Raw genomic sequence first — 19,122 nt, 5'->3', positions numbered from 1 at the left:
ATTATGGAAAACGCAACTATCACCACTTTAACCGCACAGTTTCCTCTGGTTGAGGATCTGATTGCCCTGAAAGAAACCACCTGGCTTAACCCGCGTACCACCACGCTGGCTGAGGGGCTGCCCTATGTCGGGCTGACCAAAGCCGACGTGGACGACGCGCATGCGCGTCTCAACCGCTTCGCACCGTATCTGGCGAAAGCCTTCCCGGAAACAGCCGCCACGAAGGGGATAATTGAATCCGAACTGGTCGCCATTCCGGTAATGCAGGCACGTCTGGAGAAAGAATCTGGCAAAGCCATTCCCGGCACGCTGCTGCTGAAAAAAGACAGCCATCTGCCGATCTCCGGCTCGATTAAAGCGCGCGGCGGCATTTATGAGGTGCTGACCCACGCGGAAAAACTGGCGCTGGAAGCCGGGTTGCTGAGCGTTGAAGACGACTACAGCGTTCTGCTGGAGCCGCGCTTTAAGGACTTCTTTAGCCAGTACAGCATCGCGGTGGGCTCCACCGGCAATCTGGGGATGTCCATCGGCATCATGAGCGCACGCATCGGCTTTAAGGTGACGGTGCATATGTCTGCCGACGCCCGCGAGTGGAAAAAAGCCAAACTGCGCAGCCACGGCGTCATCGTCGTGGAATATGAGCAGGATTACGGCGTGGCGGTGGAGCAAGGACGCAAAGCGGCTGAAAGCGATCCGAACTGCTTCTTTATCGATGATGAAAACTCCCGCACCCTGTTTCTGGGTTACGCCGTTGCAGGCGAGCGTCTGAAAGCACAGTTTGCCGAACAGGGCCGCGTGGTGGATGCCGAACACCCGCTGTATGTCTATCTGCCGTGCGGCGTCGGCGGCGGCCCTGGCGGCGTGGCGTTTGGCCTGAAGCTGGCCTTTGGTGACAACGTCCACTGCTTCTTCGCTGAGCCTACGCACTCTCCGTGCATGCTGCTGGGCGTCTACACTGGCCTGCACGATGAGATTGCCGTGCAGGACCTGGGCATTGATAACCTGACGGCCGCCGACGGGCTGGCGGTAGGGCGCGCCTCTGGCTTCGTGGGCCGCGCGATGGAACGCCTGCTCGACGGGTTCTACACGCTCTCCGATCAGAGCATGTACGACATGCTCGGCTGGCTGGCGCAGGAGGAAGGGATTCGCCTGGAGCCGTCCGCGCTGGCGGGCATGGCCGGGCCGCTGCGCGTGCATTCCGATGCGAACGTCACTCACCTGGTGTGGGCGACCGGCGGCGGCATGGTGCCGGAAGAGGAGATGGTGAAATATCTGGCTCAAGGGAAGCCATGACGCCGGGTGGCGGCTGCGCCTTACCCGGCCTACAGGTGCAAAATTTGTTGAATGTGGGTGACCGCAAACAGCAGTGACAGCGACAGCACGGCCAGGGCGATGAGGAACTTATCCCGCACCGCCTTCGGCTGCACAAAATCGTCCTGCGCCACGTCCATCAGGTTACGGCTGCGGGTATAGCGCCACAAAATGACAGCCACCAGCGCGAGTACGACGACGGAGATCCAGAACGGCACCCCGGTGCGGTGCCAGTTGTGCTTAATCGCCAGGGCAATCAGCGCGCCATACCCCAGCAGCGTACGCAGCCAGGCCAGCGACGTCCGCTCCGGCTGCAGGCCGGGGTCCGCTTCGCGTCGTGCTTTGCGGCTATCCGCCATAAAACACCAGCACCATTACCACGCCCGCCACCGCCAGCAGGATTGCGCTGATGATGAGTAGCCCGCGCGTATAGGGCAGATCCTGCTTCAGACGCATCGCCTTCTCATTGCGCAGCCAGCGCAGGTAGCCGTAAATCGCCAGCACGCCCGCGAACAGACACAGCAGCAGAGCCAGCACTTCACGAATCAACGGCGTGGCGAAATCAGGCGCGAGCTGGTCGAGGCCGACACCTGCCGCCAGAAAACCCAGTGCGGTGCGGATCCACGCTAAAAACGTGCGTTCATTGGCCAGAGAGAAGCGGTAGTCCGGCGCTTCGCCGAGGCGGGAAATTTTCATGAAGGTTCCTTGTCGTGCTACGGGCAGGTTTCAGCATAGCGTAAATCGACCAGGACAAGGAGACCGGCATCGGGCGATGCCGGTCGGGAAGATTAGTGCAGCTCCGGCCAGAACCCCTTATTGGCCTCGATCAGGTCATCAAGAATCGCTTTCGCCACAGAGGCACTCGGTACGGTTTTGGAGAGAGTGATCGCCTGCCAGAGTTTCTGGTACGAGCGCTGCTCCCAGGCATCCACCACCAGTTTTTCCACCGCCACCTGCTGGCTCATCAGCCCTTTCTGGAAGTGCGGAATATCGCCCACCGTGAGCGGCTCCGGCCCGTTATGGCCCACCAGGCACGGTATCTCCACCATCGCGTCGGCATCAAAGTTATGGATCGCCCCGTTGTTCGGCACAATCAGCAGCATCCGCTCCTGGGTATTGAAGGCAATCGCGGTCGCCAGATCGACGATATAGGACGCATGTTCGTCAATCTCCAGCTCACCGGCGGAGGATTTCCCGGCTGCGATAATCGCCCGGCAGGAACTGAACACGTGCTTCTCACGGTGATCCATCACCTCATTGGCGCGGGTACGCTCGGGACTGGAGTGCGCCACCACGTAGTCCGGGAACAGGTAATACTTCAGGTAAGTGTTCGGCATGGTGTCCGGATCCAGCGCCTGCACGTCTTTGGCTTTGGCGAAGGTATCGTTCCAGCTCGCTTCGGTATGGGCATCGTCAGACGGCGGTACATAGCCGTTTTTAGCGACGTATTCGCGCAGTTTTGGCATCAGATCGTTGCCGTTGAGATCTTCAATCGACGTCCACCAGCCGAAGTGGTTCAGGCCGTAGTAACGCACGCGCATCTCTTTGCGGTCTTTCAGGCCGACAATCTGCGCCATGCGCCCTTCGATGCCGATCGGCATATCGCAGATATTGAGAATTTTGGCGTTCGGACGCAGGCGACGGGTCGCTTCCGCGACAATCGCTGCCGGATTGGAGTAGTTCAGCATCCATGCGTTCGGGGAGTACTGCTCCATATAATCCACCAGCTCCAGCACGCCGCCGATTGAGCGCATGCCGTAGGCGATGCCACCCGGTCCGCAGGTTTCCTGGCCCAGCACACCGTGGCGCAGCGGGATTTTTTCATCTTTTTCACGCATCGGGTATTTGCCCACGCGGATATGCGCCATCACGAAATCCACATCACTAAACGCCGCTTTCGGATCGGTGGTATAGCTGAATTCAATCTCCGGCGCCTGTTCCTTAAGGATGATTTTGCACGCTTCGGCGATGGTCTCCTGGCGTGCGCCGTCGTTGTCATAGAACTTCAGGGCGCGCAGCGGGAAACGGTCACGGTTGGCTAACAGCATCAGGACGATACCAGGCGTAAAGGTGCTGCCGCCGCCTGCAATGACAACTGAGAATTTTTTCATGATATAGCCTCTGTCAGGGTGGTTTGTTCATTCGTTAAAGGGGTTTTCATCAGCGATTCCAGCTGGTCGCGCACCTGAGGAACGTGCAGACCGACAATCACCTGAATGCCGTTGCCGCGTCGCACCACGCCGTGGGCGCCGAGGGCTTTGAAGACGTCATCGCTTTGGGTTTTCGCCATATCGACCAGGGCGATACGCAGGCGGGTAGCACAGTTGTTGATGCTTTCGATGTTGGCCGCACCGCCGAGCGCCTGCAGGAACCCGGCTGCCTGTCCAACCTGTTGGCTGGCCGCTGCCGGGGCGGTGGTGTGCCCGCGCGCCGCCTTATAGTCCGCCTTGCTGTAGAGTTTGATTTCGCTCGCTTCCCGGCCCGGCGTTTTCAGGTTCAGATGCGCAATCAGCGTTTTGAAGACCACGAAGTAGATCCCGGTGAAGCAGACGCCAATGCCAATCTGGGTGAACACCGTTGACGCGTGGTTGTGGAACATCGGGATCCAGTTTTGCGGCAGGAACTGGTCCAGCAGGCCGCCGCCCATGTTGCCGACGACGCCGAAGACGTACATCACCGTCGCCATGGTGGCCGCCAGCACGGCGTGAACAGCAAACAGCAGCGGCGAGATAAACAGGAAGGTGAATTCCAGCGGTTCAGTAATGCCCACCAGCACGGCGGTGAGCGTGGCCGGGATCAGCAGCCCTGCGACCTTGACGCGGTTTTCCGGTGAGGCGGTGTACCAGATGGCCAGCGCAATCCCGACCGAGCCAAACACTTTCGAGTTGCCGTGCAGCGCGAATCCGCCTTCCGGGAACAGGGTTTTCAGCGGCAGCGTGCTCTGACTAAATGCCTGCAGGTGCTGCGCCCAGTAGACCTGAATCCCACCCTCTACCGCCGCCGGGCCGAAGATAAACGGACCGTAGACGAAGTGGTGCAGCCCGGTTGGGATCAGAATGCGTTCCAGGAAGGTATAGACCCAGACGCCCAGCGCACCGGCAGAGCGCAGGAACGCCTGCAGGGACTCGATGCCCATCTGCACTTTTGGCCAGCCCAGCAGCGTCAGCCAGGCGCAGGGGATCATGACGAAGAACGCGAGGATAACGACAAACGAGCTGCCCTGAAAAATTCCCAGAAACACCGGCAGCGGCTTGTCAAAATAGCGGTTGTGGATGGCGGTAACGATGCCCGAAATGACGATGGCACCGATGATGCTGGTATCGAGCGTTTTAATCCCGGCAATCATCGCCAGCCCGCTGCCTGCCGTCGGTTCGGCGGTGAAATCGACGCCAAAAAAGTGGCCCCAGGTCATGCCCATTGCGTTGATGAAGTAGTTCCAGGTGAGGAAGCTAATCAGCACCGCCAGACAGGCACGGCCCTGCGCCTGCTTCGCCAGGCCAATCGGCAGGCCAACGGCAAAAATCAGCGGCATATTACGAAAGACCGCCCAGCCGCCCTCTTCAATGATGTGAACGATCTGCGCGAAAAGGTTATCAGGGGCCGTTAAGGCTTCGCCGACAAACAGCGGATTGCGAAGCATAATGGCGATTCCCACCACGATCCCGGCGAACGGAAACAGCAACACCGGGGTAAACATGGCACCGCCAAAACGTTGTATTTGACTGAGCATTTTTAAATCCTCGCGTAACAACCTGTAGGGGAGAGAGGCCTTTATGGTTTTTTGCTGGCCTGAGGTGAGCATAAGAACTTACTGATGCGCGAACATGGCGTGCCGCTGCGATTCGTGATCGCATTCATGGTTTTATTTTGACCAATCAGGTCTACTTTTTGCGGTAAATATGGACATATCAGGACGCCAGCCACGCCCTGATAAGGGCAGAGAGGTCTACTGGTGATCTACAAATCTATCGCCGACAGGTTGCGGCTGCGGCTGAATTCGTCGGACTACAACATCGGCAGCCCGTTGCCGGGCGAAAAAGCGCTGGCGCAGGAGTTCGGCGTGGCGCGAATGACCATCCGCAAAGCGCTGGATCTGCTGGTGAGCTGGGGCCTGGTTGAGCGGCGGCACGGCAGCGGAACGTTTGTCGCGCGTAAAGACGTTCACCATGAAACCACAAACCTCACCGGGCTGGTGGAGGTGTTGCGCCAGCAGGGGAAAGAGGTGCAGAGCAAGGTGTTGCAGTTCGAAGTAATGCCCGCGCCGCCCGCCATCGCCAGCCAGTTGCGGATTCAGGTGGATGAGCGGATCTACTTTTCCCGGCGGGTGCGCTACGTGGACGGAAAACCGCTCATGCTGGAGGACAGTTTTATGCCGGTGAAGTTGTTCCGTAACCTCTCTCTGGCGCATCTTGAAGGGTCAAAGTTTGATTACATCGAGAAGGAGTGCGGGATCACCATTAGCGGCAATTACGAGAGCCTGACGCCGGTGCTGGCGGATAAACAGCTGGCGGGTTATCTGAATCTTCCGGAACAGACGCCGCTGCTGCGAATCACGTCCCTTTCCTACAGCGACAGCGGCGAGTTTCTCAACTATTCCGTCATGTTCCGAAACACCAGCGATTACCAGGTGGACTACCATCTGCGGCGCATCCACCCGGACGACCTGTTAGCTCATCCCCCAGAACAGCACCGCCAGTAGCTGCGGGGTGATAATGCGCAGGAACATTACCAGCGGATAAACCGTGGCGTAGGAGAGCGCCGCCGCGCCGCTGGTGGCGTGCAGGTTATTGGCAAAGGCCAGTGCGGGTGGGTCCGTCATCGAGCCCGCAAGCATGCCGCAGAGCGTCAGGTAGTTCATTTTAGCGAACATACGCGCCAGTATGCCTACCGTCAGCAGCGGGATTGCCGTGATGAATATGCCGTAGCCGACCCAGCTCATCCCTTCCCCTCTGACCAGGGTATCGACAAAATCCCCGCCGGACTTCAGCCCGACCACCGCCAGAAACAGCACAATACCCAGCTCGCGCAGCGCCAGGTTGGCGCTCGGCGGCATAAACCAGTAGAGCTTACCGATGCAGCCAATACGTCCGAGGATCAGCGCCATAATCAGCGGTCCGCCCGCCAGGCCGAGCTTGAGCGCCACCGGGAAGCCCGGCACATACAGCGGAATGGAGCCGAGCAGTACACCCAACCCGATACCGATAAACACCGGCAGCATCTGCACCTGCTGCAGTTTTTGCTGGGCGTTACCGACCATATCCGCGACGGCGTCAATGGACGACGGCCGCCCGACCAGGTTAAGGATATCCCCAAACTGCAGGCTGGCCTCCGGGCTGGCGACCAGTTCCACACCCGCCCGGTTAAGGCGGGAGATCACGACGTCATAACGCTCTTTCACCTGCAGATCGCGGATTTTCTTGCCGAGAACGTGCTCGTTTGTTACCACCACGCGCTCCACGCGCATATCGGTGCCGCGGGTGGAGAGCGAGGTGTCTACTTCCTGACCGATCACCAGCCGCGCGTTGTTGAGATCGCCGGGCTGGCCGACCAGGTGCAGCAGATCCCCCTGCTGAATAACGGTGCCCGGCGCGGGCACCATCAGCATATCGTCGCGCTTAAGGCGCGAGCAGATAATGTTGGCGCTGTTCAGGATCGGCACGTCCTGAATCGCCATATTGTTCAGATTGGGGTTATCGACCCGAATATTGATGGTTTTGATCGGCATATGGCCGTTGGTGAGCGTGGTTTCGTGGTCTTTCGCCTCTTTATCGACGTTAATGCGAAACAGGACGCGCACCAGCCACATGGAGAGCAGAATGCCGCAAATGCCAAACGGATAGGCCATGGCATAGCTCATCCCCATCTGATCAACAATGCCAGGTTCGATACCCAAATCACGCAGGATTTGCTGCCCCGCACCGAGCGCAGGCGTGTTGGTCACCGCCCCGGAGAAAATGCCCAGCACCACGGGAAGCGGGATTGCGAAAAGTTTGTGCAGAAGCGCGGTCACCAGCCCGCCCATCACCACAATAGCGAGGGCAAAGAGATTGAGACGCAACCCGGAGACCCGAAGGGAAGCGAAGAAGCCCGGCCCCACCTGAATGCCAATGGTATAGACGAACAGGATCAGGCCAAATTCCTGAATAAAGTGGAGCATTTCGGCGCTGAGGACCAGCCCGAGCTTGTCGGCGAAGTGCCCGACAAAAATACCGCCAAACAGCACCCCGCCAATACCAAACCCAACGCCGCGGATTTTGACGTTGCCAATCCATAGCCCAACGACGGCGACCAGGGCCAATACGCTGACGGTTAACGCGATATCACTCATGATCCCCTTCCTTAGCATAACCTTAGTTATGCTAAGGATTCTCTCAGAGCCGGGGGCGGTTGTATGGGCGATGGCGCACAAAAAAGCCGAAGGTAAAAGCAAAACGGTCACCCTCGGGTGACCGTTTTTAGTGTGTGCACCCTCTCCCTGTGGGCTGAGGGATCCCCAGTAATTTTTTACCTGAAGCGATGAACGTTGCTTCAGCAAAATTAATGACTTACAGCGACACCCTGGTCCGGCTGTAAATCGCCGAAGCGTTTCCGTAAGGCCGGGGCGAGGCGCAGGGATGCGCCGAGAGGGCGTGGCCTGCAGGGATGCAGGCTCATGCCCGACCCGATAGCCTGGAGGAATAAGCTGAGGGTACCGCGAAGCGGCGATTTACCGCCGGGAGCCCGGGTCGCCAGGGCGGTGGCGATTGAGCCGCCCTGGCACGTTCACTGGTCATGTTGTTACAGAGTAGCAATGAACATAAAGTGAACGGAATGTCCACCAGAGCCGTATGTTCCCCCCTCACCCCAGCCCTCTCCCTCAAGGGAGAGGGGGTTGTCTGTGCAGACATTATTTTATGGGGATCCCTCAGCCCTGTGGGAGAGGATCGGGCATCAGCCCGCACAATGCTAACTGTTCAACGCCGGTCGGTCGCTAATGGCGATACGCTGCGGCGCGATAGCTTCCGGCACGTTACGGGTCAGATCAATATGCAGCAGCCCGTTAGTAAACGTTGCGCCGGTTACATCCATATGGTCTGCCAGAGTAAAGCTCAGGCTAAACGGCTGATTAACCAGCCCCTGATGCAGCCATTTGGTCTCGGTCTCTTGTTTTTCCGGCGTACCCTTAACGGTCAGGCGCGTGCCTTCAAGCTGGATATCCAGATCCTCCTGACGGAAGCCGGCCAGCGCCAGGGTGATGCGATAGTGGTTATCGTCGCTTTTTTCGATGTTGTACGGCGGAAACGTCTGTTGCTCAGCGGTGTTTTGCAGGGCATTCGCCAGTTTGTCAAAACCAATCCACTGACGCAGTAAGGGGGATAAATCATAGTTACGCATACTAAATCTCCTTCTGAGAAGCGAGTTCGGCACAGTTTAATTTTGTGCGCAGTTGTTCCTGCAAATCCTGATGGATTCGCATATGCTCCCGTTACGGCAAGCAAGTCTGGGTGGGCCGCTCGGGCGACCCGCAAAATTAGTTAATTTCGATACGACGCGGTTTTTTCTCTTCCGGAATCACACGTTCCAGTTCGATAAACAGCAGGCCGTTAACCAGGTTCGCGCCTTTCACGTGAATGTTCTCGGCTAACTGGAACTTGCGTTCAAAGTTGCGCTCGGCGATGCCCTGGTAGAGGTAGGTACGCTCTTTCTGCTCAGCCGTATGGGAACCTTTCACCACCAGCAGGTTGTCCTGCGCGGTGATCTCCAGTTCGTTTTCTGCAAAACCGGCGACGGCAATGGCGATGCGGTAGTGGTTTTCGTCAACCAGCTCAACATTGTAAGGAGGGTAGCCGTTGCTCTGGCTTTGGTTATTTTCTAAATGGTTAAACAGGCGGTCAAAACCAATTGCAGAACGGTATAGCGGAGAAAGATCGAAGTTACGCATAAATAAAACTCCTGAAATCAGCGAGAAAATAGTGCCTTCCACCATGGACAGGCCTTTGCGCCCCCGAACACCCATCAGGCGTGTTCGTTATCGGGCCACATTCTTAAAATGGGTCTGCAAACAGGCTTTTCAAGCACGACAACTGCACTTTTTTTTGCACTTTTGTGCATCTCGCTTAGACTGGGACAACAGCACAAAGGGTTAAATTGCGATGGCTGCCACAGTGCGGGGTTATCGGGCTATCCATTTTGGATAAGGCTCGCTATAACCCTGAGTTGCAGGTCTATGCAGTGCCATTAACGATGACTGAGTGATGATGAAAAATGTTCTGATAAAGCTGACGACGTTCAGCGGGGTAGTTTTACTTTGCGGGTGTTCGAGCGTGATGTCTCACACCGGCGGTAAAGAAGGAACATATCCGGGGACGCGCGCCAGCGCGGCGATGATCTCCGATGACGATACCAACTGGGGCACCAAATCCCTGGTTATCCTCGATATGCCGTTTACGGCGGTGGCAGATACGCTTCTGCTGCCGTGGGATATATTTCGTAAGGACGACTCCGTGCGCTCACGGGTAGAAAAAAGCGAGCAGGAAAATCTGGCGACAAACGCCGTTATCCCGCCCGCGGAAATGCCTCCACGCTAGTTCTGCGCGGTTTCCGTTAACCAAAGCTGACGGAAACCGCCTGTCTCTTCCATCCACGCAATAAAGCGCCCGTCTGGCGAAAACACCACCGCATCAGCAGACGGTGGATTGCCGTGATCGGACGTCAAAAACGTCACCTCTCCGGTCCGTGCGTCGCAGCAGGCGATACGATCTTCCATGACAAATCCCAGGCGGTTGCCCGAAGGATGCCAGTTAAATGCCGACTGGATACCGTTTTCTGTATGCGTTAACTGGCGCGGCTCGCCGCCCTCGGGGGAGATCAGCCACAGTTGCACGATACCGTTATCATCGCGCATCAGGAACGCAATCTGCGTTCCTTGCGGATTGCTGCGCACCCAGTGACGCGGCACGTTCACCAGTCCCGGATGCCGGTTCTGATGGGTAAAGGTCAGACGACGCTGCTTCACGCCTGCAGGCGGAGCGGGCAGGGTTGCCGACGTACCCTGTAGCGGCGCATCGCCCGCACGCTTCCAGCCCTGTTCGTCTTCTGGCAGATCGACAACAAACAGTTCAGGCACTTTTTCGCCCTGCGCGGAGAGGGTGTCACCGATAAACGCCAGCCTGCCGTTGCCTACCCAGCCCTCTTCGTAGGCGCGGTTGATCTCATCGCTGCCCGGCTGCGGGTTGGGCGTCGTGCGGCTAACCAGCACGCTCCAGAAGGCACCCGAATAGGCCCGAGGATGGTTCCCCTTCGGCTTCACCGGGCCGTAAGGCGCAGCCACGCCGACGTTGCGTAAATCGAGCTTTGGATCGCGCTCATGCAACACATGGTCGTTATAGGTAAAGCTGACGAACTGCCCGTTCGGGCTAAAGACATGAACATGGGTGCCGCCACGCAGCGCGCCTGCGGTGTAGGGCGCGGTGATATCCATCGCATCCAGATTGCTCACCTGGCCGTGATGCGCAATCACCCCCTGGCGATGGTGAAAATCATAGTGCCAGTCTGCGTCCGGGTTTTTCGGGCCGTGGATAAAGACATATTTCTCTTGTGCGGGATGAACGGTCACCACGCCAACGTGTGCGCCGTCTGTGGCGCGATAAATCACCTCCACCTCGCCCGAATGGACGTTAACCCGCTCAATGGTTTCACCGGTGAACGACGCGCCTGACGGGCGCACGTCGTAGACCAGCCACTGGCTGTCCGGCGTCCAGGTATTGATATTGGTGAGCTGGTGGTTACGGGAAGCGAAGGTGATTTGTTTCATGAAGATACCCTGATGCGCGGTTTTCGCATCAGGGTAAAACATCCGGAAGAATTAGCCTACTCGTTTAACATCGCCTACCAGCAGGATGTAGGAGAGCGCACCGATCAATGCCACGGCGGAGATGTAGACCAGCGCCGGGCCAAAACCGTAATCCTGCGCCAGGTAACCGATGACCAGCGGCACGGTGATCCCGCCCAGCCCGCCAACGAAGTTGAACACGCCACCGGTCAGGCCGATCAGACGCATCGGTGCCAGCGACGACACCAGCGACCAGGTAATGGAGGCAAAACCGTTTCCGAAGAACGCCACGGCCATCAGGGTCATAATCCATACCGGATCGTTGGTATAGTTGGCGCCCATGATGCACGTTGAGATCAACAGCCCGCAGATAATCGGTGTTTTACGCGCAGCCCCCAGCGAGAAGCCTTTTTTCACCATTTTGTCCGCCAGCCAGCCCGAAAGCAGTACCCCGAAGAAGGCCGCAAGGAACGGTACGGTGGTCATAAAGCCCGCCTTCAGCGCGGTGATCCCCTTCTCCTGCGTCAGGTAGTTCGGGAACCAGGTGAGAAAGAACCACAGCGTCGACGTGACCGCAAACTGGCCCAGATACACCCCCACAAGCTTACGGTGGAAGACCAGCTTCCAGTCCGCTCTGGTGAGCGGCTGGCGCGCCTCTTTTTTCACCGGCGCATCGCCATCCACCAGACCGCCGCCATCGCGAATGTAGTCCAGCTCGGCTTTAGTAATACTTTTGGTCAGCCGCGGTGGTTGGTAGACCTTAAACCAAATTAGCGACCAGATAATGCCGATCCCGCCGGTGACAATAAACACCCAGTGCCAGCTCAGCAGCTCCTGGATCCAAATGAGCAGCGGCGTCAGGAACGCCAGGCCAACAAACTGCCCGGAGGTATAGAAGCCCACCGCAGAAGCACGCTCATGCTCCGGGAACCAGCTGGTCACCATGCGGTTGTTGGTCGGGAATGCTGGTGCTTCAAAAATACCGGTGATGGCGCGCAGGCCAATCAGCGACATCAGCCCGGTCGCGAAGCCCTGGAACAGGGTCGCCACGGACCAGCCTAAAATGGCGATGAAGTAAGTCAGACGTGACCCCACGCGGTCCAGGAACCAGCCGCCGGGGATCTGGCAGAGCGTATACAGCCAGGCAAACGCCGAGAAGACGTAGCCCATTTCCGCTTTGGTGATACCAAACTCTTCCTGAATATGAGCCGATGCCACGGCAAGGTTGGCGCGGTCGACATAGCAAATGACCACGGTAATAAAGATCATGATCAGCGTCAGGTAGCGGCGACGCCCGATTTTTGCAGCAGTAACTGGAATATCCATCGCAATCTGTCTCCAGATTTTGGGCATAGCGAAGCCGCTCACCATGCCCTGTAATTTACAGAGGGTTATAATTTTGTATGTATGTTTTTTTGCCCGGTGGCGCTTCGCTTACCGGGCCTACGGGAGGGCGATCACCACTCCGCTACGCTGCCGTCCTCATGACGCCACAGCGGGTTACGCCAGTCTGGCGCGTTTTTACTGAGCTCAATGACTTTGGCTTCGTCAATTTCTACGCCCAGGCCCGGCTTCGTTAACGGTTTAAAGAAACCGCCTTCCATGCTGAAGTCTTCTTTGTTTTTCACAAAGTCGAGCAGCTCTGCGCCCTTGTTATAGTGAATGCCCATGCTTTGCTCCTGGAACACGGCATTGCGGGAGACAAAATCCACGTGCAGACAGGCCGCCAGCGCAATCGGCCCGAGCGGACAGTGCGGTGCCAGCGCCACATCGTAGGCTTCCGCCATTCCGGCAATTTTGTAGCATTCGGTGATGCCGCCCGCGTGGGAGAGATCCGGCTGCAGGATCGCAATACCGCCCGCCTCCAGCACACGTTTAAACTCGAAGCGCGAGAACATGCGTTCACCCGCGGCGATGGGAATGTGCGTCTGTTCTGCCAGTTTCGGATAGTACTCAGCCTGCTCGGCCAGCACGGGCTCTTCAATGAACAGCGGGCGATACGGCTCCAGCTCTTTAATCAGCACTTTCGCCATCGGCGCGCTGACGCGTCCGTGGAAATCCAGCCCAAATTCAATCTCGTTGCCGAAGGCTTCACGGATTTGCGCCACGGTATTCACCGCGCGGTCGACCGCTCGCGAGTTGTCAATCACACCCATCTCTTCACAGCCGTTGAGCTTGAAGGTGTCAAAACCAATGTTGCGCAACTGCGTGATGCCGTCGATCACTTCCGCGGGGCGATCGCCGCCCACCCAGCTGTAGGCTTTGATTTTATCGCGCACCAGGCCGCCCATCAGTTGCCAGACCGGGGCATTCAGCACTTTGCCTTTGATATCCCACAGCGCCTGGTCGATACCGGCGATGGCGCTCATCAGGATCGGGCCACCACGGTAGAAACCGGCACGATACATTACCTGCCACAAGTCGTTGATACGCGCAGGATCCTGGCCAATCAGGTATTCTCCCAGCTCGTGCACGGCGGCTTCAACCGTGCGCGCACGGCCTTCGATCACCGGCTCACCCCAGCCGACAACGCCTTCATCGGTTTCGATTTTCAGGAACATCCAGCGCGGGGGTAAACGGTAAGTGGTAAGTTTGGTTATTTTCATTGCACTGCCTCTCGATACGCTTTCACAAATGCTGCCGCCTGCTGCGCGGTACGTTCTACGGACTGCCCGGCGCGATAAAGATCGCTGCCCAGCCCCGCGCCCACACAGCCTGCTTTTATCCACTGCACCAGGTTTTCTGGCGTGACGCCGCCCACGGCAAAGACCGGCACGCTGACGGGTAAGACCGCTTTCAGCGCTTTGATGTAATCCGGGCCAAAGGCCGACGACGGGAAAATTTTGAGCGACTGTGCGCCCGCATCGAGAGCGGCAAAGGCTTCTGTGGCCGTGGCGCATCCCGGGCAGACGGTCATGCCGTAACCCACTGCGCGACGAATCACCTCGGGATGAATGTTGGGGGTGACAATAAGCTTGCAGCCCATCTTTGCCAGCCGATCCACCTGCTCCGGTTTTAGCACGGTCCCCGCGCCAATCAGCGCCTTATCACCAAACGCCTCCACCACTGCCGGGATGCTTTTTTCCCAATCCGGCGAGTTGAGCGGGATTTCTACCGCGTCGAACCCGGCATCGATAACCGCCCCGACATGGGCTAATGCCTCATCGGGCGTGATACCGCGCAAAATCGCGATAAGGGGAAGGTCAGTTTGCCACTGCATGAGCGATGCTCCTTATTCCTGCCTGAAATGCCGTGTCACCGGATACCGTTGAGACGTCGTGCCCTGCGCGGCGTAAAGCCTGCTCGTAGCGTGAAGCCAACGATGACCCTGCAACAATCGTGATGGCCTGCCCCTGCGCAACAAAATCGCGCATGCTGGCGACTTCTGCGCCAATCAGCAGGCCGGAAAGAAACTCGCTGACCTGCTCGCGCGGGAGGGTTCCCAGCACATGCGAGGCGCGGATCTCAAAAAGAGACGGCAGAACATCAGGCGAGGCGAGGCCGCGCTCAAGACCGGCGGTAAAGGCCTCCGGGGACGTTTTCTGCTCGGGTAAGCCAGCACCCACCAGAGAATGATTGAGCAGCAAATGGTGCAACTCGCCGGTCATTACAGTGCGAAAATCGTGGATTTGCTCCGTGTCAGCCTGTACCCATTTGCAGTGCGTACCCGGCATTACGTAGACAGAAGAAGGAGAAAGCGTGCGCGCGCCGAGCAGTTGCGTCTCTTCGCCGCGCATCACGTTGTGGTTATCGTCACGCGAGACGCTCAAACCGGGAATAATCCAGATATTGTCGCCAACGGACGTTAACTGCTCGCCAATAGCGGAGAAATGGGCAGGAACAGGCAGATAAGGCGCAACCTTCCAGCCCACGTTACTGCCGACCATTCCCGCCATCACCACCGGCGTCGCGCCATCGCGCCAGTTTTGTGTCACCTCAGCTAACACCGCCTCGGGGGATTTCCCGTTCAGACGCGTAACGCCTGCTTCTGATTGCCTGCTCTCCAGGCACTGCTCGCCCTGGTATAGCCAGGCGCGCAGATTGGTCGATCCCCAGTCAATTGCGATGTAGCGTGATGTCATGTGATTTCCTTCAGCCTTCGTGTCGAGCTGGCAATCATGGTGAGTGCTGCCTGCTCTGCCGCATCGCCGTCCTGATGCCGTATCGCATCAAACAGCGCTTTATGTTCCTGAAGCGTTTTCGGCATGTTGGCCTCATCGCCCATCCAGGTACGTTCAAATACTGCTCGCTGTAGCGAGCTGATCGCCACGCTAAGCTGCTGTAACACCGGGTTATGCACCGACTGCAATACCGCCTCGTGATAGCGAATATCCGCCTCGTTGAACGCTTCCCGGTTCTGGTTATTGGCGATCATGTCGTTGAGCGCCGACTCAATCTGCGCCAGATCGCCTGACGTTGCGCGCTCTGCTGCCCAGCGGGCGATGGCGGGTTCGACCAGGTTTCGTACTTCACTCATCGCACCGATAAGCCGCGGGTCGTAGTCATTTTCCAGCACCCACTGCAGGACATCGGTATCGAGGTAGTTCCACTGGTTACGTGGTGCAACAAACGCGCCGCGATAGCGTTTCATTTCAATCAACCGCTTCGCCATCAGCGAGCGGAACACTTCCCGGATAATGTTGCGTGAAGTTTCAAACTCCTCGCACAGTTCAGCCTCTGCTGGCAGCGGCGAACCGGGAACGTATTTGCCACCCACAATCTGAGTGCCCAGCGTGATGACAATGCGATCGGTTTTGTTCAGCGTCATGGAGAGTCCTTGTGCTCTGTAAGTCCATCACTACTTTACCGCGACCGCCGAATTTCGCCTCACTTTTGCAGTACAAACGTGAACCCTTTCGCCTTTGCTGTAGTTGTAATGTAGTACAATCAATTAATGTTGTACTACAATCCAGATCACAAAAAGAACAATTCAATAAACTCAGGGCCAAAAAAAGCCCCGGTTGATAACCGAGGCTGATGATTGAGGGCAATGTGTTACCGGGACAGTACAAATTTCTCAATCGCGTAGGCCACACCGTCTTCGAGGTTGGATTTGGTAACAAAGTTAGCCACCTCTTTCACCGACGGAATGGCGTTATCCATCGCCACGCCCAGGCCTGCGAATTCAATCATCGCGATGTCGTTTTCCTGGTCGCCCAGCGCCATGATCTCGTCAGGTTTGATGCCCAACGCGTCGGCCAGCGATTTTACCCCCGTGCCTTTATTGACGCGTTTATCGAGGATTTCGAGGAAGTACGGCGCGCTTTTCAGCACGGTGTACTTCTCTTTCACCTCGGCCGGAATGCGCGCAATCGCTTTATCCAGGATCTCCGGTTCGTCGATCATCATCACTTTCAGGAACTGGGTCGCCGGATCCATCTTCTCGGCTTCGCAGAACACCAGCGGAATGGTCGCAACATAGGATTCATGTACCGTGTAGTAGCTGATATCACGGTTGGCGGTATAGAGCGTATTGCGATCGAGCGCGTGGAAGTGGGAGCCCACTTCACGGGACAATTTTTCCAGGAACAGGTAGTCGTCATAGCTCAGCGCAGTTTGCGCAACCGTACTGCCATCCGCGGCTTTTTGTACCAGCGCGCCGTTATAGGTAATGCAGTAGTCGCCAGGCTGATTCATATGCAACTCTTTCAGGTAGCTGTGTACGCCCGCGTACGGACGCCCCGTGGTCAGGACCACATTCACGCCCTTCGCGCGTGCCGCGGCGATCGCGTTTTTAACGGCTGGAGAGATAGTGTGGTCTGGCAGCAGCAGCGTGCCGTCCATATCGATTGCAATGAGTTTAATAGCCATGAGTTCCCCGGGATAAATGAGTGCTGCCTCATGCTAACGCGATTAAGCACACAAAAATAGAGCTACATTGCGCAACAGGAATACCCCTTTTACGCATCCCGGGGGAACGATGACTTACTCGCGGGTGAGAACGATTTTACCGAACGCGCCGCGATCGAGATGGTCGAGCGCCTGTTCAAGTTCATCAAAGCGGTAGCGGTGCTCAATAACCGGCTTCAGACTCGTGACATCAACAGCCCGGACAAAATCCTCCAGCGCCCGGCGATGTCCCACGCCAATCCCCTGAATGACCGGGGATTTCAGCAACAGCTCGCCAGCAGACAGTGAAATCTCCGCCCCCGCCAGCACACCAATGACCGATATCCGTCCATGAACGGCTACGGCGCGCAGGGAATGCTTCAGGTTCTCCCCGCCCACGGTTTCAATAATATGGTCGATACCGCGATCCTGCGTCAGTGCCAGCGTCGTTTCAGCCCAATCGCCTTTCAGGCGGTTGATGCCCTGGCTGGCCCCCAGATTTTTAGCCCGCGCCAGTTTTTCATCACTTCCCGACGTGACAAACACCTCTGCGCCGTGCGCTTTTGCAATTTGCAGTGCGAAAATCGCCACCCCGCCCGTGCCCTGTACCAGTACCGTTTGCCCGGCGCGCAAGTTTCCACGCTCGATCAGCGCGAACCACGCCGTAAGCCCGGCGCACGGTAAGGTGCTGGCCTCTGCGTCATCCAGGGTTTCCGGCGCGGCCACCAGCGCATCTTCCTTCACAATCACATACTCAGCCAGCATGCCCTGGAAGTAGCCGCCGGACGTTTTATAGGGCAGATTGCGTGCGTCCGCCTGCGGCTTACCGTCGAACCACTCAGGGAAAAAGGTGGATATAACGCGAGCGCCGGGCTGGAAACGGGTCACGCCTTCCCCCGTGCTGTCCACCACCCCCGCCATGTCCGAGGCCGGCGTAAACGGGAAGGAAAGCGGGATCGGCATAGTGCCTTCAATCACCATTTTATCGCGATAGTTGAGCGCAACGGCATTCACCCTTACGCGCACTTCACCCGGGCCAGGCTCGGGAACAGGCTCCTGAATAAGTTTGAGGCTTTCGCGCCCAAGGGCGTTCATGGACCAGCGTTGCATTGTCTCTGTCATTTTTCTCTCCTGCCATCCAATAAGTGTCAGGACTACAGTCTACCGTTGACGAAAGGTCGCCAGTGGCGATAAGTTTTCTCTTAATTGATGACTGAATAGATACAATCTATGACCGATACGCTGAAGGATATTCCTGTTTTTGTGGCCGCCGTTGAGGCGGGAAGTTTTGCGCAGGCCGCTATCCGTCTGCATTTGTCACGCTCAGCGGTCGGAAAAAGCATCGCTCGCCTTGAAGAGCGGCTGGGGGTACGCCTGTTTCAGCGCACGACCCGCAGCCAGAGCCTGACTGATAACGGCGCCCTTTTTTACGAGCGCTGCCTGCGCGCGCTGGAAGAAATCCGCGGCGCAGAATCGCTGCTGGAAACAGGAAAACAGCAGGTCAGCGGCCGCCTGCGTGTTGCTATGCCGGTGCTGTTTGGTCGCCAGTGCGTCGCCCCGCTGCTGATAGACCTGGCGCAGGAACACCCCGGGCTTGAGCTCGAAATGTCATTCAGCGACCGCGTGGTGGATCTTGTCGAGGAAGGATTTGATATGGCGGTACGCAACGGCACGCTGCAGGACAGCAGCGTTCTGGTCGCCAGAAGACTGGGAGAACACCGCATGGTACTGTGCGCCGCACCGGAGTATCTGCAGAAAAGAGGTCAGCCTGAAACGGTGGCTGATTTGCCCCACCATGCGGCCATTAACTATCTGCGGGCAGGCAGAGTGCTACCCTGGCAACTGATGGATAACGCAGGGGCCTCGCACACCTTTACCCCCCGCTCATCACTCAATATGGATGACTTGCAGGCGATCTGCGACGCGGCGCTGGCCGGACACGGCATTGCATGGTTGCCCTGCTGGATGGCCAGCCGGGAAATTCATCAGGGAAAACTCGTCCCGCTGTTAAAGCAGGCACCGGATGTGCGCTTCGACGTGCATGCGGTCTGGCAACAGACGCTGCATCTGCCACTGAGAGTCAGAATTGCCGTCGATACGCTCGCCAGCCGTTTACCGTCAGTGCTGTCGCAGGAAATGCCTGCGCCCATAAAAAAGCCGCGCTAAACGCG

At 57.6% G+C, this 19,122-nt stretch carries 19 protein-coding genes and 1 other annotated feature; of the genes, 4 read left to right on the top strand and 15 right to left on the bottom strand.

All coding sequences use genetic code 11. The annotated features are described in order from the left end of the window. The first annotated feature begins 3 nt into the window (after positions 1-3). Positions 4-1,293, top strand: coding sequence for a D-serine ammonia-lyase (gene dsdA / locus GM298_RS11680; RefSeq protein WP_128338769.1), 1,290 nt, complete (start codon positions 4-6; stop codon positions 1,291-1,293). 29 nt (positions 1,294-1,322) lie between these two features. Here dsdA and GM298_RS11675 read toward each other — a convergent pair whose 3' ends face one another. From GM298_RS11675 to GM298_RS11660, 4 genes are all read right to left on the bottom strand, one after another. Continuing rightward, the gene (locus GM298_RS11675) at positions 1,323-1,670 is read right to left on the bottom strand and encodes a DUF202 domain-containing protein (protein WP_025756986.1); all 348 of its coding nucleotides are present in this window, start codon (positions 1,668-1,670) and stop codon (positions 1,323-1,325) included. Then, the gene (locus tag GM298_RS11670; RefSeq protein ID WP_024907384.1) at positions 1,660-2,007 is read right to left on the bottom strand and encodes a YidH family protein; all 348 of its coding nucleotides are present in this window, start codon (positions 2,005-2,007) and stop codon (positions 1,660-1,662) included. Before GM298_RS11670 ends, GM298_RS11675 begins: the two co-directional genes overlap by 11 nt. 92 nt (positions 2,008-2,099) lie before the next feature. Further along, positions 2,100-3,422, bottom strand: coding sequence for a 6-phospho-alpha-glucosidase (locus GM298_RS11665; RefSeq protein ID WP_025756984.1), 1,323 nt, complete (start codon positions 3,420-3,422; stop codon positions 2,100-2,102). Further along, positions 3,419-5,041, bottom strand: coding sequence for an alpha-glucoside-specific PTS transporter subunit IIBC (locus GM298_RS11660; RefSeq protein ID WP_266154138.1), 1,623 nt, complete (start codon positions 5,039-5,041; stop codon positions 3,419-3,421). Before GM298_RS11660 ends, GM298_RS11665 begins: the two co-directional genes overlap by 4 nt. 222 nt (positions 5,042-5,263) lie before the next feature. Between GM298_RS11660 and GM298_RS11655 the strand changes: the two genes are divergently transcribed. Beyond that, positions 5,264-6,010: a GntR family transcriptional regulator gene (locus GM298_RS11655; RefSeq protein WP_025756982.1), complete on the top strand. Its 747-nt coding sequence runs from the start codon at positions 5,264-5,266 to the stop codon at positions 6,008-6,010. Here the strand turns inward: GM298_RS11655 and GM298_RS11650 are convergent. The 3 genes from GM298_RS11650 to ibpA form a co-directional block, all read right to left on the bottom strand. Further along, the gene (locus GM298_RS11650; protein WP_045285332.1) at positions 5,978-7,639 is read right to left on the bottom strand and encodes a putative transporter; all 1,662 of its coding nucleotides are present in this window, start codon (positions 7,637-7,639) and stop codon (positions 5,978-5,980) included. The genes GM298_RS11655 and GM298_RS11650 overlap by 33 nt on opposite strands. A gap of 617 nt (positions 7,640-8,256) precedes the next feature. Continuing rightward, a complete protein-coding gene (gene ibpB, locus GM298_RS11645; RefSeq protein WP_047957402.1) occupies positions 8,257-8,685 on the bottom strand; it encodes a small heat shock chaperone IbpB in 429 nt (142 codons plus the stop codon). A gap of 136 nt (positions 8,686-8,821) precedes the next feature. Then, complete coding sequence (gene ibpA, locus GM298_RS11640) at positions 8,822-9,232, bottom strand: small heat shock chaperone IbpA (protein WP_008500162.1); 411 nt, start codon at positions 9,230-9,232, stop codon at positions 8,822-8,824. Continuing rightward, positions 9,226-9,297 (bottom strand) — a sequence feature (ROSE (Repression Of Heat Shock gene Expression) occurs in the 5'-region of heat shock genes and acts as an RNA thermometer to modulate expression.). It overlaps the preceding gene by 7 nt. Positions 9,298-9,545: 248 nt before the next feature. Here ibpA and GM298_RS11635 point away from each other — a divergent pair. Continuing rightward, entirely contained in the window at positions 9,546-9,878 is a 333-nt protein-coding gene (locus GM298_RS11635) for a YceK/YidQ family lipoprotein (protein ID WP_025756979.1), read from the top strand. On the opposite strand, the gene GM298_RS11630 is transcribed toward GM298_RS11635, so the two are convergent. The 8 genes from GM298_RS11630 to GM298_RS11595 form a co-directional block, all read right to left on the bottom strand. Continuing rightward, entirely contained in the window at positions 9,875-11,104 is a 1,230-nt protein-coding gene (locus GM298_RS11630) for a DUF3748 domain-containing protein (protein ID WP_266154137.1), read from the bottom strand. The two genes, GM298_RS11635 and GM298_RS11630, sit on opposite strands and share 4 nt — an antisense overlap. Positions 11,105-11,155: 51 nt before the next feature. Beyond that, complete coding sequence (locus GM298_RS11625; RefSeq protein ID WP_266154136.1) at positions 11,156-12,493, bottom strand: MFS transporter; 1,338 nt, start codon at positions 12,491-12,493, stop codon at positions 11,156-11,158. An 86-nt stretch (positions 12,494-12,579) separates the two neighbouring features. After that, on the bottom strand, positions 12,580-13,728 hold the full coding sequence (gene dgoD, locus GM298_RS11620; protein ID WP_047957400.1) for a galactonate dehydratase: 1,149 nt from the start codon (positions 13,726-13,728) through the stop codon (positions 12,580-12,582). Continuing rightward, positions 13,725-14,342, bottom strand: a complete 618-nt coding sequence (locus tag GM298_RS11615; RefSeq protein WP_025756975.1) for a 2-dehydro-3-deoxy-6-phosphogalactonate aldolase — start codon at positions 14,340-14,342, stop codon at positions 13,725-13,727. The genes dgoD and GM298_RS11615 overlap by 4 nt, the downstream gene beginning before the upstream one ends. Then, positions 14,326-15,204, bottom strand: coding sequence for a 2-dehydro-3-deoxygalactonokinase (locus tag GM298_RS11610; RefSeq protein WP_252088172.1), 879 nt, complete (start codon positions 15,202-15,204; stop codon positions 14,326-14,328). The genes GM298_RS11615 and GM298_RS11610 overlap by 17 nt, the downstream gene beginning before the upstream one ends. Continuing rightward, complete coding sequence (gene dgoR, locus GM298_RS11605) at positions 15,201-15,890, bottom strand: D-galactonate utilization transcriptional regulator DgoR (RefSeq protein WP_003861109.1); 690 nt, start codon at positions 15,888-15,890, stop codon at positions 15,201-15,203. Before dgoR ends, GM298_RS11610 begins: the two co-directional genes overlap by 4 nt. Positions 15,891-16,117: 227 nt before the next feature. Next, the gene (gene yidA, locus GM298_RS11600) at positions 16,118-16,933 is read right to left on the bottom strand and encodes a sugar-phosphatase (protein WP_266154135.1); all 816 of its coding nucleotides are present in this window, start codon (positions 16,931-16,933) and stop codon (positions 16,118-16,120) included. 114 nt (positions 16,934-17,047) lie between these two features. Then, the gene (locus GM298_RS11595) at positions 17,048-18,073 is read right to left on the bottom strand and encodes a zinc-dependent alcohol dehydrogenase family protein (RefSeq protein WP_266154134.1); all 1,026 of its coding nucleotides are present in this window, start codon (positions 18,071-18,073) and stop codon (positions 17,048-17,050) included. Between the two features lie 108 nt (positions 18,074-18,181). On the opposite strand from GM298_RS11595, the gene GM298_RS11590 reads away from it, so the two are divergent. Then, positions 18,182-19,117 carry a LysR family transcriptional regulator gene (locus tag GM298_RS11590; protein WP_266154133.1) on the top strand — a complete coding sequence of 312 codons (936 nt, stop codon included), beginning with the start codon at positions 18,182-18,184 and terminating at the stop codon, positions 19,115-19,117. The last annotated feature ends 5 nt before the right edge of the window (positions 19,118-19,122 follow it).

It is taken from the genome of Enterobacter sp. HSTU-ASh6, assembly GCF_026319105.1.
Taxonomy (GTDB): domain Bacteria; phylum Pseudomonadota; class Gammaproteobacteria; order Enterobacterales; family Enterobacteriaceae; genus Enterobacter; species Enterobacter sichuanensis.
The sequence above is the reverse complement of the archived record's forward strand: the minus strand, read 5'-3'. Positions and strand labels throughout refer to the sequence as shown.